This window comes from Roseomonas acroporae (assembly GCF_023223525.1).
GTDB classification, from domain to species: Bacteria; Pseudomonadota; Alphaproteobacteria; order Acetobacterales; family Acetobacteraceae; genus Roseomonas_E; species Roseomonas_E acroporae.
The window spans coordinates 36,308-49,852 of the sequence record NZ_JALPRX010000009.1 but is presented as its reverse complement, the minus strand read 5'-3'; the positions used below and the strand labels follow the sequence as shown (position 1 = coordinate 49,852).

12 protein-coding genes are annotated in these 13,545 nt (G+C 74.5%); 2 read left to right on the top strand and 10 right to left on the bottom strand.

Going from position 1 to position 13,545, the window contains the following annotated elements; all coding sequences use genetic code 11:
* Positions 1-122 precede the first annotated feature (122 nt).
* Positions 123-1,064 carry a 2-hydroxyacid dehydrogenase gene (locus M0638_RS03165; RefSeq protein ID WP_248665508.1) on the top strand — a complete coding sequence of 314 codons (942 nt, stop codon included), beginning with the start codon at positions 123-125 and terminating at the stop codon, positions 1,062-1,064.
* Positions 1,065-1,278: 214 nt separating this feature from the next.
* On the opposite strand, the gene M0638_RS03160 is transcribed toward M0638_RS03165, so the two are convergent.
* From M0638_RS03160 to M0638_RS03130, 7 genes are all read right to left on the bottom strand, one after another.
* Positions 1,279-2,997 (bottom strand): N-acyl-D-amino-acid deacylase family protein, encoded by a 1,719-nt coding sequence (locus M0638_RS03160; RefSeq protein ID WP_248665507.1) that lies wholly within the window; start codon positions 2,995-2,997, stop codon positions 1,279-1,281.
* A gap of 26 nt (positions 2,998-3,023) precedes the next feature.
* Complete coding sequence (locus M0638_RS03155; protein WP_248665506.1) at positions 3,024-4,022, bottom strand: Bug family tripartite tricarboxylate transporter substrate binding protein; 999 nt, start codon at positions 4,020-4,022, stop codon at positions 3,024-3,026.
* 252 nt (positions 4,023-4,274) lie between these two features.
* Entirely contained in the window at positions 4,275-5,042 is a 768-nt protein-coding gene (locus tag M0638_RS03150; protein WP_248665505.1) for a GntR family transcriptional regulator, read from the bottom strand.
* Between the two features lie 470 nt (positions 5,043-5,512).
* Positions 5,513-6,337 (bottom strand): exodeoxyribonuclease III, encoded by an 825-nt coding sequence (locus tag M0638_RS03145; protein WP_248665504.1) that lies wholly within the window; start codon positions 6,335-6,337, stop codon positions 5,513-5,515.
* Between the two features lie 43 nt (positions 6,338-6,380).
* Positions 6,381-7,067 (bottom strand): fumarylacetoacetate hydrolase family protein, encoded by a 687-nt coding sequence (locus tag M0638_RS03140; protein ID WP_248665503.1) that lies wholly within the window; start codon positions 7,065-7,067, stop codon positions 6,381-6,383.
* 443 nt (positions 7,068-7,510) lie between these two features.
* The gene (locus M0638_RS03135) at positions 7,511-8,464 is read right to left on the bottom strand and encodes a gamma-glutamyl-gamma-aminobutyrate hydrolase family protein (RefSeq protein ID WP_248665502.1); all 954 of its coding nucleotides are present in this window, start codon (positions 8,462-8,464) and stop codon (positions 7,511-7,513) included.
* Positions 8,465-8,627: 163 nt separating this feature from the next.
* The gene (locus M0638_RS03130; protein WP_248665501.1) at positions 8,628-9,323 is read right to left on the bottom strand and encodes a LolA family protein; all 696 of its coding nucleotides are present in this window, start codon (positions 9,321-9,323) and stop codon (positions 8,628-8,630) included.
* A gap of 184 nt (positions 9,324-9,507) precedes the next feature.
* On the opposite strand from M0638_RS03130, the gene M0638_RS03125 reads away from it, so the two are divergent.
* On the top strand, positions 9,508-10,860 hold the full coding sequence (locus tag M0638_RS03125) for a glycosyltransferase (protein WP_248665500.1): 1,353 nt from the start codon (positions 9,508-9,510) through the stop codon (positions 10,858-10,860).
* On the opposite strand, the gene M0638_RS03120 is transcribed toward M0638_RS03125, so the two are convergent.
* The 3 genes from M0638_RS03120 to M0638_RS03110 form a co-directional block, all read right to left on the bottom strand.
* Positions 10,763-11,395 (bottom strand): SAM-dependent methyltransferase, encoded by a 633-nt coding sequence (locus M0638_RS03120; protein ID WP_248665499.1) that lies wholly within the window; start codon positions 11,393-11,395, stop codon positions 10,763-10,765. The genes M0638_RS03125 and M0638_RS03120 overlap by 98 nt on opposite strands.
* Positions 11,396-11,438: 43 nt before the next feature.
* Entirely contained in the window at positions 11,439-12,203 is a 765-nt protein-coding gene (locus M0638_RS03115) for a PIG-L deacetylase family protein (protein WP_248665498.1), read from the bottom strand.
* 84 nt (positions 12,204-12,287) lie between these two features.
* The gene (locus M0638_RS03110; RefSeq protein WP_248665497.1) at positions 12,288-13,532 is read right to left on the bottom strand and encodes an acyl-CoA dehydrogenase family protein; all 1,245 of its coding nucleotides are present in this window, start codon (positions 13,530-13,532) and stop codon (positions 12,288-12,290) included.
* Positions 13,533-13,545 lie beyond the last annotated feature (13 nt).

Below are 13,545 nucleotides of genomic sequence, written 5' to 3'. Positions count from 1 at the left end.
CCCCTTTCCCAATGGGGTTTCCAAAGGGGCTTCGCCCTTTGGCGGGGTTCCAAGGGGCAGCGCCCCTTGGGGGGTCCGGGGCAGCGCCCCGGCACCGGCCACCAGAAGAAAGGCCAAGTCGCATGAAGCCGCAGATCATCCTGATCGAGCCGATGATGGCTCCCATCGAGGCGAAGCTCGACGCCGCCTACCAGGTCCACCGCCTGCCCCCCGCCGGCCCCGGGCGCGACGCCATGATCGCGCGCGTGGCGCCCGAGGTGCGCGGCGTCGCCACCGGCGGCGGTGCCGGCATCCCGCGCCCGATCATGGACGCGCTGCCCCATCTCGGCATCGTCGCCATCAATGGCATCGGCACGGACGCGGTCGATCTCGCCGAGGCGAAGCGGCGCGGCATCCGCGTCACCACCACGCCCGACGTGCTGACCGACGACGTGGCCGATCTCGGCATGGCGCTGCTGCTCGCCGGCTGCCGCGGCCTCTGCACCGGCGACCGCTACGTGCGGGCGGGGAAGTGGGGCAAGGAAGGGCTGCCGCTGGCGCGCAAGGCGAGCGGGAAGCGGCTCGGCATCCTCGGCCTCGGGCGCATCGGCCGTGCCATCGCGCGTCGCGCCGAGGCGTTCGACATGGAGATCGCCTACCACGACATCCGCGCCTTCGACGGCGTGCCCTACCGGTACATCGACTCGCTGGCCGGGCTGGCGGCGTGGTCGGAGATCCTGATGGTGGCGGCCTCGGGCGGGGCGCAGTCGCGCGGCATCGTCGATGCCGCGGTGATGGACGCGCTGGGGCCGGACGGGCTGCTGGTGAACATCGCGCGCGGCAGCGTGGTGGACGAGAAGGCGCTGGTCGCGGCGCTGACGGAGAAGCGCCTCGGCGGCGCGGCACTCGACGTGTTCGCGGACGAGCCGCGCACGCCGGAGGCCCTGTGGTCGATGGAGAACGTGGTGCTGCAGCCGCACCGCGCCAGCGCCACGGTGGAGACGCGCACCGCGATGGGCGAGCTGGTGGTGGCGAACCTCGCGGCGTTCTTCGCGGGGAAGGAGCCGTTGACGGCGGTGGTTTGACGCGGGCGGCAGTTCGGGGAAGGCTCTGCCTTCCCCGGACCCCATCCGGCAGGAGGGCGAGGCCCTCCTGCACCTCTATTCGTTTGGGTTCGGGACGTTGAGACAGCCGGGCCGTCTCTTTCAAACGGGGTTTCCAAAGGGGCTTCGCCCTTTGGCGGGAGGATACCCAAGGAGGGCAGAGCCCTCCTTGGCAAGGGGGCGCGAGCCCCCGCCCCTACGCCCCCGCGCGCACCAGCCGCCCCGGCTTCGCCCCCGTCTCCTCGCCGCGCTCGAACACCGGCACGCCCGAGACCATGGTCATGTCGTACCCCTCGACGCGCTGCACCAGCCGCCGCCCGCCGGCGGGCAGGTCGTAGCGCATCTCCGGGTGGTGCATGCGCAGCCCCTCGAAGTCGATCACGTTGACGTCCGCCTTCATCCCCGGCCGCAGCCGGCCGCGGTCGTGCATGCCGAAGAAGTCGGCCGTCTCCGAGGTCTGCCGCTTCACCACGAATTCCAGCGGCAGGCGCTCGCCGCGCGTCCGGTCGCGCACCCAGTGCGTCAGCATGAAGGTGTTGAGCGAGGCGTCGCAGATCACGCCGCAATGCGCGCCGCCATCCGAGAGGCCGAGCACGGTGTGCGGGTCCGTCACCAGCGACCGCACCACCTCCAGGTCGCCATGGACGTAGTTGGAGACGGGGAAGTACAGCATCCGGCCGCCGTCGCCGCCGGTGAGGTAGTCGTAGCAGCACTCGGCGGGGGTCACGCCGGCCTTCTGCGCCATGTAAGCGATGCTGCGCTCCGGCGCCGGCTCGTAGTCGGGCGGGTCGCCCAGCACGTACATGCGGTCCCAGCGCGTGGCGATCTGGCGCGAGAGCGGCGGCAGCACGTCGAGCAGGCGCGGCGAGGCCTCCTCGGCGAGGATGGCGCGCTTCATCGCCGGGTCGCGCAGGCGGCGGAGCTGCTCGGCGGCGGGCAGACGCGCCAGCTCGTTGAAGGATTCGCGCAGCGCGAAGGGGTTGAGCGAGGTGGTCAGGCCGAGGATCAGCCCGACCGGCCGCCCCGCCACCTGCGCCGAGATGGCGAGGCCGCGCGCGCGGGCCTCGCGCACCCCGGCCATCAGCCGCTTCCAGCGGTCCGGATCGGCGGAGCGGTCGGTGAGCAGGAACCAGAGCGGCAGCTTCGTGCGCTCGGCGATGCGGCTCATCCAGCCGAATTCCGCCGCCTCGTCCTCGAAGTCGCTCAGCATGCCGAAGGTGCCGCGCCCGGCCCGGCCCAGCGCCTCGCCGAGCGCCACCAGCTCCTCCTCCTCGGCGTAGCGGCCCGGCACCAGCTCGCCGGCATAGGTCTTGTGCTGGTCGGTGCGCGAGGTGGTGAAGCCGAAGGCGCCGGCGCGGACCGCCTCCTCGGTGAGGCGCGACATCTCGGCGATGTCCTCGGCCGTCGCGTTCTCGCGCCGGATCGCGCGCTCGCCCATCACGTAGACACGCAGCGGGTGGTGCGCGATCTGGGCGCCGACGTCGATGGTGCGCGGCAGGCGGGAGAGCGCGTCGAGATATTCGGGGAAGCTCTCCCAGTCCCACTTCAGCCCCTCGGCGAGGGCGATGCCGGGGATGTCCTCGACGCCCTCCATCAGGTCGATCAGCGCCTGGTGGTCGCGCTTGCGCACGGGCGCGAAGCCGACGCCGCAATTGCCGAGCAGGATGGTGGTGGCGCCGTGCCAGGAGGAGGGGGCGAGCACCGGGTCCCAGGTCGCCTGCCCGTCATAGTGGGTGTGCACATCGACCCAGCCGGGCGTGACCAGGCGGCCTTCCGCCGGGATGTCACGCCGGGCGGGGCCGGCCTTGCCGCCCACCGCGGTGATGCGGTCGCCGTCGATGGCGAGGTCGCCGGTGAAGGCCGGCGCGCCGGTGCCATCGACGATGGTACCCCCGCGTATGACCGTGTCGTGCATGGCGTCTTCTCCCTTCCGTCCTGCCGTCAGCCGGCGAGCTGGATGTTGCGGCTGCGGATGATCCCGCCCCAGAGCGCCGTGTCGGCCGCCTTGTGCCGCTCGAATTCGGCCGCGTCGCCGGCGACGGGGATGAAGCCGGCCGCCGCCACGGCGGCGCGCGTCTCCGGCCGGCGCTCGTAGTCCAGCACGAGCCCGGCGATCCTGTCGATCACCGGCTGCGGCACGCCGGCAGGGGCGAGCATCGCCCACCAGGTGGCGCTCTCGAAGCCGGGCACGCCGGCCTCGTCCAGCGTCGGCACGTCGGAGGCGAGGGCGATGCGCTCGCGGCTGGTGACGGCGAGGGCGCGCACGCGGTCGCTGGCCAGCAGCGGCCGGGCGGTGGAGGCCTCGACGAAATCCATGTCCACCTCGCCCGCCAGCAGCGCCTGCGCCGCCGGCGCGCCGCCGCGATAGGGCACGTGCAGCATGCGCGTGCCGGTGCGGTCCATGAACAGCTCGGTGGCGAGGTGGCTGGTGAAGCCGATGCCGGCGCTGGCGTAGGTGCGCTGGCCCGGCTCGCGCTGCAGCAGCGCGACGAATTCGGCGAGCGTCGTGGCCGGCACGCTCCGGTGCACCATCAGGAAGCTCGGCGCGGCGGCGAGCAGCGCGATGGGCGTGAAGGCCCGGTCGTTGTCGTAGGGCAGGCGGTAGAGGTGCGGGGCGATGCTGTAGGTGCTGTTGCTGGCCAGCACCAGCGTGTGCCCGTCCGGCTTCTGCCGCGCCGCGTAGTCGAGGCCGATCGTGCCGCCGGCGCCGGGCCGCGTCTCCACCACCACCGGCTGGCCGAGCGCCGCCGTCAGCCTCTGCGCCAGCGGCCGGCCGAGCACGTCGGCCGGGCCGCCGGGGGCGACCGGCATGACGATGGTGACGGGACGATCGGGAAAGGTCGCCTCGGCGTGGGCGGGCCTGGCCGCCATGCCGGCAAGCGGCAGGGCGGCCCCTGCCGCGACGCGGGAGAGGAAGGAACGGCGGCTCGGGCCAGTCATATGGCGCACCCCTTGCGTCGCGCCGATCCGGATGGATCGGCGGCGCCGGTGTGCGGCGTTTCCCGGGAGGCGCGCCGTGGCGGCGTGGCCACGGCGTCGGCGGAGCGGAGGGTAGCCCCGATCGCCGGCGAACGACAACTCGGGCGACGGAAGGCGCTCGACGACGAGGCGCTTCCAGCGCCGGGCGGCCCGGACAGTGCGCCGGAGAAGGCTGGAGCCGTTCCGGCCCGACACGGTCGGGCCGGAGCGGCTCTATTCCGGATCGTCCTTCCGCCGCTTCTGACGGCGCCGCGCCTCGGCCAGCAACGCCTCCACGTCGGGCACGGTGTCGGGGTCGAAATACTTGGCCACCGAGCGCGCCACGCTCGCCGCGTCGCCCGCCTCGATGCAGGCCACCAGCGTCTCGAGATAGGGCTGGCGCGCCAGCAGCCGCTCGGGCGTCGTCAGCAGGCTGGCATAGACCGAGAAGCGTGCCCGCAGCGCCAGCGCCATGGTGCTCAGCAGCCGGTTGTCGGCGGCCAGGTAGATCTGCTGCATCACCTCGCTCTGCGCCAGGAACAGCGAGTGCGGATCGGGCGCCGTGCTGCGCAATGCCTCCACGCTCCGCCGCACCCCCTCCCAGCGGTCGGGAACGGCCGGCTTCGCCATGGCGGTGCGCACCGCGAGATGCACGAACTCGCGCGCGATCACCACCATCTCGCGGCAGTCGCGGCTGGTCACGTTCATCAGCCGCATGCCCTTGAAGGGCTCGTTGTGCACGATGCCCTGGCTCTCCAGCAGCCGCAGCGCCTCGCGCACCGGCACGCGGCTGATGCCGAGGCGGCGGGCGATCTCCGACTCGACCAGCCGGTCGCCGGGAAGGAACTGGCCCAGCGCCACCGCGCCCAGGATCGCCTCGACCGCCTGCGCGACAAGGGTGCGCGGCGTCAGCGCGTCGAGCCGATCGAAGCCGACGCGCATGCCGGTCGGCGGTCGTGACGGCTTGTCCGGCATGCCGGCCTCGACCTGACGGTCAGACATGGCCCGGCAGCGGCCGGGTCAGGTCGGGAGCGGCAGGCGCGGCCGTGCCGCCAGGGCGGACCGACAAGGGACAGCTTCCCCGGGAGGGGAACCGCCCGGTGACGTGGAGCCGCGGCGGAAACAGGGATCCGCGGGGGTCCGCGGGCCGGACCGGGCTGCGGAGCGCCGCAGGCCGTGATGCCGACGCCTCCGGCATGAACCGCATCGGATCGCCTCCCGCTCTTTCGGAACCATGGCGCCGCCCGGACCGGTCTCGATGCCACGCGTCGCGTCCGGGCGGCGCGACGGCATGGAGGATGGCCGCCGCGAGGGGTGGTAACCCGGCAGACGCGCCTCCGGAATGTAGTCTACGATTTACAGCCGTTTTACGCATCCTGTTCCTTGCCGTGCAACCGGACCACATGAGTGTCGTATCGATTACACGCGGCAATGGAAGCGGAAGCTGCGGCCTCCCGGCTGGCGTGGCGCAGCTACAGGGCCAGTTCCACCAGCACTGGCACATGGTCGGAACCGCGCTCCCAGCTGCGCGCCGGCCGGTGCACGACGTGGCGGCGCAGCGCGCCGGCGAGGTCGCCGCTGACCCAGACATGGTCCAGCCGCCGCCCCCGGTCGGAGGCCGCCCAGTCCTTCGCCCGGTAGGACCACCACGTGTAGAGCTTCTCGGGCGGCGGCACGAAGTGGCGCACCGCGTCCACCCAGGCGCCGGCCTGCTGCCAGGCCGAGAGCGCCGCCACCTCGACCGGGGTGTGCGACACCACGTCGAGGAGCTGGGTGTGGCTCCAGACGTCGCAGTCGAGGGGCGCGATGTTGAGGTCGCCCACCAGCATGGCGCGCCGCGCCGCGCCGCGCGCCGCCTGCCAGGCGGTGATCTCGGCCAGGAAGTCGAGCTTGTGGGCGAATTTCGGGTTGGCGTCGCGGTCCGCCACGTCGCCGCCGGCGGGGACGTAGAAGTCGTGCAGTTCCAGCGTGCCGCCATCCGGCAGGGCGAGATCGACGCCGAGGTGGCGGCAGTCGCCGCGCCCGCACCAGTCCGGGTCGTCGTGGCGCACCCGGAAGGGCAGGCGCGAGAGGATGGCGACGCCGTTGTAGCCCTTCATGCCACGCACCGCGCGATGGGCGTAGCCCAGCGCCTCGGCGGCGGCCTCGGGGAACAGCTCGTCCGGGCACTTGGTCTCCTGCAGGCAGAGCACGTCCGGGTCGAGGTCGTGGACGAGCGTCGCCAGCAGCCCCTGGCGCAGCCGGACCGAATTGATGTTCCAGGTGGCGACGCGCAGCGTGCCCTGTTCGAGCGGCATGGTCGCGCCGCCCGTCAGCGGAAGGCCATGGGAGGGGCGGCGCTCAGACGATGCGGACGCTCACCGTGCCGACACCCTCGACGACGCCTTCCAGCAGGTCGCCCTTCTCCACGGCGGCGACGCCGGCCGGGGTGCCGGTCATGATGAGGTCGCCGGGGGCGAGGCGGACGAGGCGCGAGAGGTTGGCGACGATCTCCGGCACCGACCAGATCATCTGTGCGAGGTCGCCGGTCTGCCGCACCGCGCCGTTCACCTTCAGCTCGATCTTCCCCTTGCCGGGGTTCACGCCCTCGGCGCGGACCATGGTGCCGAGCGGCGCCGAGTAGTCGAAGCCCTTGCTCATGTCCCAGGGCCGGCGGGTCTGCTTGGCGACGTCCTGCAGGTCGCGGCGCGTCATGTCGAGGCCGGCGCAGTAGCCGAAGACGTGCTTCAGCGCCTCCGCCTCGGGGATGTCGGCGCCGGCCGAGCCGATCGCCACCACCAGCTCCATCTCGTGGTGCAGGGACCTGGTCTGCGTCGGGTAGGGCATGTCGGCGCCGTCCACCAGCACGGCGTCGGCGGGCTTGGTGAAGTAGAAGGGCGGCTCGCGGTTCGGGTCGCTGCCCATCTCGATCGCGTGGTCGGCGTAGTTGCGGCCGACGCAGAAGATGCGGCGCACCGGGAACATCTGGCTGGTGCCGGCCACCGGCACGGCGGGGATCACGGGCGGGGCGATCACGTAGTCCGACATCGCGCGGCAGGCTCCTGAGCAGGGCGGGCGGAAGGATGACTCTGGCGGCGCCTCCGGCGGGCGGCCGTGGCGGCGAGGTCTAGAGCATTTCCACGGATGGCGTAATCCGCCCCGGCGGGATGCGGCGCGGCCCGGGCCGCGCGCCTGCCGGGCCCACGGGAACCGGCAGGCACGAAAAGAAGCGCCCGGTCAGGGGGGTGACCGGGCGCAACACGCTGATTTTCCGATCGGAAGTCTTTAGTGATTGGTCGGGCGAGCCGGCAGGGGATACCGGCGTCGGCCACCGGGGTTTGCCCCGGCGAGGACATTGTAGTCCTCGGCGCCACGTCATGCAAAAGGCGAGTCAGGGGTGGATTGGCGGAATCCCGCGGAGCCCAAGTTCACTCACGTAACCGTGAAGTGCGTGACGGCGGGGCAATCGTGGGCCGGAGTGCCGCGGAAGGCTACTCGGCGGCAGACGCCAGGAGGCGGCGCGAGGCCCAGCCGGCAGCCTCCCGGCCGAAGGCCACGAGCAGGGCGCGGCTGACCGGATCGCTCTGCCAGTCATACTCCGGGTGCCACTGGACGCCAAGGGCGAAGCCGCGGGCCTCGGTGACGCGCACCGCCTCGATGGTGCCGTCCGGCGCCCAGCCCTCGGCGGTCAGGCGCGGGGCGAGGCGCGCGATGCCCTGGTTGTGCAGCGAGTTGACCGGAATGCTGAGCGGGGTGCCGCCCGCCGCCCCCGGAGCCGGCGCATGCCCACCCGACGCCCCCCCGGCCGCTCCGCCGGTGCCTCCCCCGGCCGGGCCCAGCCGCGTGACCGGCTGGACGTCGAACGGGACGGGGTCATGCGCCGAGGCGGGCTGGCCGCCGCCCGCGCCGCGCCCCTGGACGGCACCGGCCTGGGCGGCGATCAGCGCCAACGGGCTGCCCGGCGCCAGGCGCACCGTGTGCGCCTTGCCGGTGCGGACCTGCGGCAGCGCCTGCTCGGTCGGCGTCGAGTGGTCCATCCGGTCCGGCAGGTCCTGGATGCGCTGGTCGAGCGAGCCGCCGAGCGCGACGTTCATCTCCTGCAGGCCGCGGCAGATGGCGAGCACGGGCAGGCCGCGATCCACCGCGGCGCGGATCAGCGGCATGGTGGTGGAATCGCGCGCCACGTCCTCCGGCGTGCCCTCGGCGTGGGGCGGGCCCTCGTAGAGCGTGGGATGCACGTTGGAGCGGCTGCCGGTCAGGATCAGCCCGTCGAGATGGGCCAGCAGATCCAGCACGACGCACTCGCCGGCCGCCGGGATCAGCACCGGAACGCCGCCCACCGGGCCGAGCACCGCCCGGATGTAGGTGTCGGAAGCGGCGTGGTTCGGCGTGTTGAAGGCGCCGAACCCCTTCATGCAGCAGGAGATGCCAATGATCGGGCGCATGTCGTGTCACAAGGTCGCGCGTCACGGCGCTGCAATCAACACCGCTTTCGCCGCCGACGCGAAGAACCGCCCGCGCCGGGGTCATGCCCGGCATGCCGTCCGCACGCCCTGTGGGCAGTTGCACAAGCGGCGGGCGTGCCCCCTCGCCGGGCCCGCGCGCCGCTCAGCGCCGGCCGCGCAGCTCCTCCTGGAAGCGAGGATCGTTGAACTCGAACAGGAAGTCGTCGAAGCGGCCGCCCACCTGCGTCTGGCTCAGGCTGACGCGGGTCTCGCGCCCCTGCGCGTCGAGCACCGCCCACTGCTTCAGCTCCATCGGGTTCTCGCTGAAGACCAGGGTCAGCCGGCCCTCGCCGGGACTCGCGGTCCGGTAGAGGGTGACGCGCAGCACGCTGGAGTCGCGCGTGACCTGCGAGACGGTGATGTCGCCCGAGAGACGCAGGTTGGCGCGCAGCAGGATGCCAAGCGGGGTGGAGTTGACCGGCACCGTGGTCGGCTGCGCCAGCTCGCGGTCGTAGTAGAAGAACTGGCCGTGGCTCGCGACCATCAGCAGCGGCTCGGGCGGGTCGTACTCGAAGCGCATCTTGCCGGGGCGCACGATCCAGGCGGTGCCCTCGGCCGCCGCGCCGTTGTAGGCGATCTGCAGGAAGCGCGCCTTCAGCGAGACCAGCCCGTTCAGGTAGGCCTCGACGCGCTGGAGCGCCGCGTCGCGGGCGGCGCCGGCGAGGGGCACGCCCGGCGTGGCGCCGGGAGCGGCCGCCCCGGGTGCGCCGCCGCCGGGCGCGCGCTGCGCCAGGGCGGGGCGGAGCGGGGCCGGGGCGGCCAGCAGGGCGGGCGATAGCAGCAGGAGACGTCGTCGCATGGGCGCCGATGTGGCGCGCCGCGCGCCGGGAAGGAAGCCCCCGGGGGCGGCGGAGGGCCCATGGGCGGCCGCGCGCGGCCGGCGCGGCGGCGGGGGCGCGATGACGCACCCGTCACGCAACAGGCGCGGGGGCGCGGCGTTCTTGCCCGGCCGCCACGCGGCACCGTCACACGACAAGGCCAAGATGAGCGCACCCCCGCCCGCACCGTCCCCGCCGGTCCTGCCCGGATCCGGCCGGCCCGATGCCGATCCGTCCGTCCCGGAGCCGCCCCCCTCGGAGCCGCCCCTGGCGCCGCCCACCCTGGCGCCCCTCGGCCCGCTGCCCCCCGGCCCGGTGCCGCGCGCGGTGGTCGCCATCCCGGCCCGCAACGAGGCGGAGACGATCGGCGACTGCCTCGCCGCCCTGGCCGGCCAGACCGGGGCGGATGGCGACGCGCCGCTGCCGCCCGGCAGCTTCGGCGTGGTGGTGCTGGCCAACAACACCACCGACGCCACGGTGGCGATCTGCCGGGCGCTGGCCCCCGCCCTGCCCTTCCCGCTGCTGCTGCTCGACCTGACGCTGGCGACGCCGCACGCGCATGCCGGCTGGGCGCGGCGCCTGGCCATGGAAGCGGCGGCCGAGTGGCTGGCGCGCGGCGCGGCGGATGGCCGGCCGCCATCGGATGCCGTGCTGCTGACGACCGATGCCGATGGCCGCCCGGCGCCGGGCTGGGTGTCGAACAGCCTCGCGGCGCTGGCGGCGGGGGCGGACGCGGTGCTCGGCGCCGTCACCGTGGATCCGGCGGAGCATGCGGCGGTGCTGCCGCCCTGCGTGCGCGAGCGTGGGGCGCGGGAGGAGGACTATGCCGCCCTGCTCGACGAGCTGGCGGCACGGCTCGACCCGGTGCCCTGGGACCCCTGGCCCCGGCACGACTGCGAGCCGGGCGCGAGCATCGCCCTCACCCTCGACGCCTGGCGCCGCGTGGGCGGGGTGCCGCCGCTGCCGATCGGCGAGGACCGCGCTCTCTGCGCGGCGCTGCGCCGCATCGACGCGCGGCTGCGGCACGCGCCCGAGGTCTCGGTGGAGGTTTCCTGCCGGCTGGAGGGTCGCGCGACGGGCGGCATGGCCGACACGATGCGCCGGCGCATCGCCGTCTCCGAGTCGCCGCTCGACGACCGGCTGGAGCCGGCGCGCGACGCCTGGCGCCGCCATCGCGCGCGCGCCGCGCTGCGCCGGCTGTGGGGGGCGGGCCGGGTGGCGCCGGACGGCGCGCTGGGACGGCTGGCGCGGCGGCTGGGCCTGCCGGCGGCGGACCTCGCCCGGCTGCTCGACGGCCCGCGCTTCGGGACGGTGTGCGAGGCGGTGGAGCTGGCGAGCCCCGTGCTCTCGCCGCGCCGGCCGGTGCCGCCGGAGACGCTGGCGGCGGAGACGCGGCGGGCGGCGGCGATGGTGTCGCGGCTCAGGACCCGCCGCGACGGGCGTCGGCGGGCCGGGGCTCCCGGCGAAGCAGATCCAGCCGGTATTCCGGACGCCGCTCCCGTCGCAGGACTCGCATGACGCCCTGCCCCGCCGCGACCACGGTGGCGATGAGGCGCTCCACCGCCTCGTCGCCGGAAAGCGGGTAGTCGGTCTCCCCGGTCCAGTGGACCAGCAGCAGGTCGGCGCCCGGCCGCAGCGCGGCGGCGACCAGCAGCGCGAGGCGGTCGAGGTCGTCGCGATCGAGGAAGTACAGCACCTCGGAGAGCAGGATCAGGTCGTGGCCCGCCGGCGGGACCGGCCATTCCGCCGGCACCATGGCCTGGCGCAGCGCGACCTGCGGGAAGGCCGCGGTGCGCTCCCGCGCCCGGGCGAGGGCCAGCGCCGCCGGCTCCAGCGCCAGCAGGTGGCCGCAGCGCGGTGCCAGCAGCGCGGTCAGCACGCCGATCGAGCAGCCGACCTCCAGCGCGGAGTCGTAGCGGTCGCGCAGCACCGCCAGCGTGTGCGCGTACTTGCGCCGCTCGTAGTCGCTCGTGTCGAAGCCCCAGGGATCGGGGTCGTGGGCGTAGAGCGTGTCGAAGTAGCCGGCGGGCAGCGAGGCGGCGGCGCGGGTCATGGCAGCGGGGCCACCAGCGGGGCGGCCTCTCCGTCGTCCTCGGTCACGGGGTTTCCTCCAGGTAGACCTCGAAGGGCCGCAGCATGAAGGCGAGCGCCTCGGGCCGGAGGCGGAAGCCCTGCGGGTCATCGTCGATCAGCGCGGTGGTCTGGCTGAGATGCGCGGCGACGGCGCGCCGCTTGGCGTCGAGGTGGCAGGCGATGTCGAGCCTGAGGCCGCGCGGCGGCGCGGGCACCGGCGGCGCCGGGCCGAGCACGAAGCCCGGCACGTCGTGCAGGTAGGCCCAGCCCCAGACCACGTAGCTGTAGAGCCGCGCCCCCAACCGGCGCGCCACGGCGGCGGCGATGGCGTGGGTGGCCTGATGGTCGCCATGCGGGTCGTGCCCCCAGCTCGTCAGCACGGCACCCACTGGCACGGCGCGCGCCGGCCCGGCGAGGATCGAACCGACGGCCTCCTCGAACGCCGGCCCCTCGGCCGGCACGCGGGTATCCGGCAGGCGCAGGAAGGAGGCGGATTCGCCCGGCAGGCCGAGCACCTCCAGCGCCGCCAGGGTCTCCGCCTCGCGCAGCGCCCGCAGCCGCGCGGGCGGCCAGTGGCGCGAATTCGGGTGCGAGCCGGCGCCGTCCGAGACCATCACCACCTGCGTCGCCACACGGTGCAGCGACGCCTCGGCGATCAGCCCGCCGCAGCCGAGGCTCTCGTCGTCAGGGTGCGGGGCCAGGATCAGCAGGCCGGCATCGTCGGCGATGTCCTTCAGCCGGCCGAAGGGCAGCCGCTCGGCGGCGCGCAGGAAGTCGGTGGCGAGCATGTCAGGGCACGCGGCGCGGCGCGGCGGGTGTCCCCGACGGCGGCCGGACCGGCCGGCACGGCGACGGCGGGCGGGGATGGCGCGTCACCAGAGATCTCCCATCGCCTCGGGCGCAGCCAGGGCATGCCGGGCCGCCTGGGCCAGGACGTGGTCGGGCATGGGCTGGCGCAGATAGGTGGCAAGGTCGCGGGCGATGCGCTCGGCGGGGTTCGGGCGCATGAAGGCGCCGAGGCCGATCGAGCGCTGCGCCAACTCCAGCGCGTCCAGCGCCGCGCGCTCCACGGCGAGGCGGGCGAGCTGCACCCCGGCCACGGCGCGCTCGGGCGTGGTGCCCGCCGGCAGTCCCTCGGCAAGTCGCGCCGCCTGCTCCACCCACAGCCGCGCCGTGCCGGCGGCGATGGTCGCGAGGCCGAGCCGCGCGAGCTGGTGCGGATCCTCGCCGCGGCCGGTGCGGCGCAGATGCGCGCGCAGCGCCTCCACCAGCGCCTCGATGCCGCCGAGATGCACGGCCGCGAAGCGCCAGGCGCCGGCGGAGAAGTCGGGCTCGCGGACGTAGTCGCCGGCGCCGCCGATCAGGCACTCCGGCCCGATCTCCAGGCCGGTGAAGTCCATGGCGCCGGTGGCCGAGGCGCGCATGCCGGTGGGGGTCCAGGCGGCGAGGTCGGCCCGCTCGCCGGGGGTGAGCGGCAGCAGCAGCATCTGCCGCTCCGGCGCGCCGGGAAGCCGGGCGGTGACCAGGCCGCGCTCCGCGAAGCCGGCGCCGGAGCAGAGGATCTTGCGGCCGCGCAGCCGGAAGCGGCCATCGGGGAGCGGCTCCAGATGCAGCCCGCCGGCGTCGTCGGTGTTCCAGACGGCGAAGAGCAGGCCGGCGCGCGCATCCGCCGCGGCGGCGCGGCGCTGGGCGGCGTCGCCATGCCGGTGCACGAGGCGCAGCGTGTTGACGTGCCCTTCGTAGAGTCGGCCGAGCGACAGGTTGGCGCGGCCGACGAGACGCAGCACCTCAGCCAGCTCGACCGCCGTTCCGGGGTCGGTGCCGAGGCCGGCGCCGCCGGCCGTGGCCGGCAGCGGCGCGGCGAGCAGGCCGGCGGCGCCGAGCAGCGCCAGCTCCGCGGCCGGGAAGGCGCCGTCGCGGTCGAGCGCCTCGGCGCCGGCCGACAGGGCCGGCAGCAACCGGCGCACGGCGTCGCCGGGGGCGTCGGCCAGAGGGGCGTCGACCAGAGGGGCGTCGACCAGAGGGGCGAACGCGGGATCGAGCGGGCCTCCGGCCGCCGGGGCGGACGAGGCGAGGGCCGCGCGCAAGTGCAGGCCGGGGGGGAATGTCGCGTTCATGGACACGGCCTCA

What these genes read in the sequence shown, in the direction of transcription:
- M0638_RS03135 (WP_248665502.1), bottom strand. Translation starts at nt 8,464, where the DNA reads ATGCGCCCGATCATTGGCATCTCCTGCTGCATGAAGGGGTTCGGCGCC.
- M0638_RS03115 (WP_248665498.1), bottom strand. Translation starts at nt 12,203, where the DNA reads ATGCTCGCCACCGACTTCCTGCGCGCCGCCGAGCGGCTGCCCTTCGGC.
- M0638_RS03140 (WP_248665503.1), bottom strand. Translation starts at nt 7,067, where the DNA reads ATGTCGGACTACGTGATCGCCCCGCCCGTGATCCCCGCCGTGCCGGTG.
- M0638_RS03130 (WP_248665501.1), bottom strand. Translation starts at nt 9,323, where the DNA reads ATGCGACGACGTCTCCTGCTGCTATCGCCCGCCCTGCTGGCCGCCCCG.
- M0638_RS03145 (WP_248665504.1), bottom strand. Translation starts at nt 6,337, where the DNA reads ATGCCGCTCGAACAGGGCACGCTGCGCGTCGCCACCTGGAACATCAAT.
- M0638_RS03120 (WP_248665499.1), bottom strand. Translation starts at nt 11,395, where the DNA reads ATGACCCGCGCCGCCGCCTCGCTGCCCGCCGGCTACTTCGACACGCTC.
- M0638_RS03160 (WP_248665507.1), bottom strand. Translation starts at nt 2,997, where the DNA reads ATGCACGACACGGTCATACGCGGGGGTACCATCGTCGATGGCACCGGC.
- M0638_RS03125 (WP_248665500.1), top strand. Translation starts at nt 9,508, where the DNA reads ATGAGCGCACCCCCGCCCGCACCGTCCCCGCCGGTCCTGCCCGGATCC.
- M0638_RS03155 (WP_248665506.1), bottom strand. Translation starts at nt 4,022, where the DNA reads ATGACTGGCCCGAGCCGCCGTTCCTTCCTCTCCCGCGTCGCGGCAGGG.
- M0638_RS03165 (WP_248665508.1), top strand. Translation starts at nt 123, where the DNA reads ATGAAGCCGCAGATCATCCTGATCGAGCCGATGATGGCTCCCATCGAG.
- M0638_RS03150 (WP_248665505.1), bottom strand. Translation starts at nt 5,042, where the DNA reads ATGTCTGACCGTCAGGTCGAGGCCGGCATGCCGGACAAGCCGTCACGA.
- M0638_RS03110 (WP_248665497.1), bottom strand. Translation starts at nt 13,532, where the DNA reads ATGAACGCGACATTCCCCCCCGGCCTGCACTTGCGCGCGGCCCTCGCC.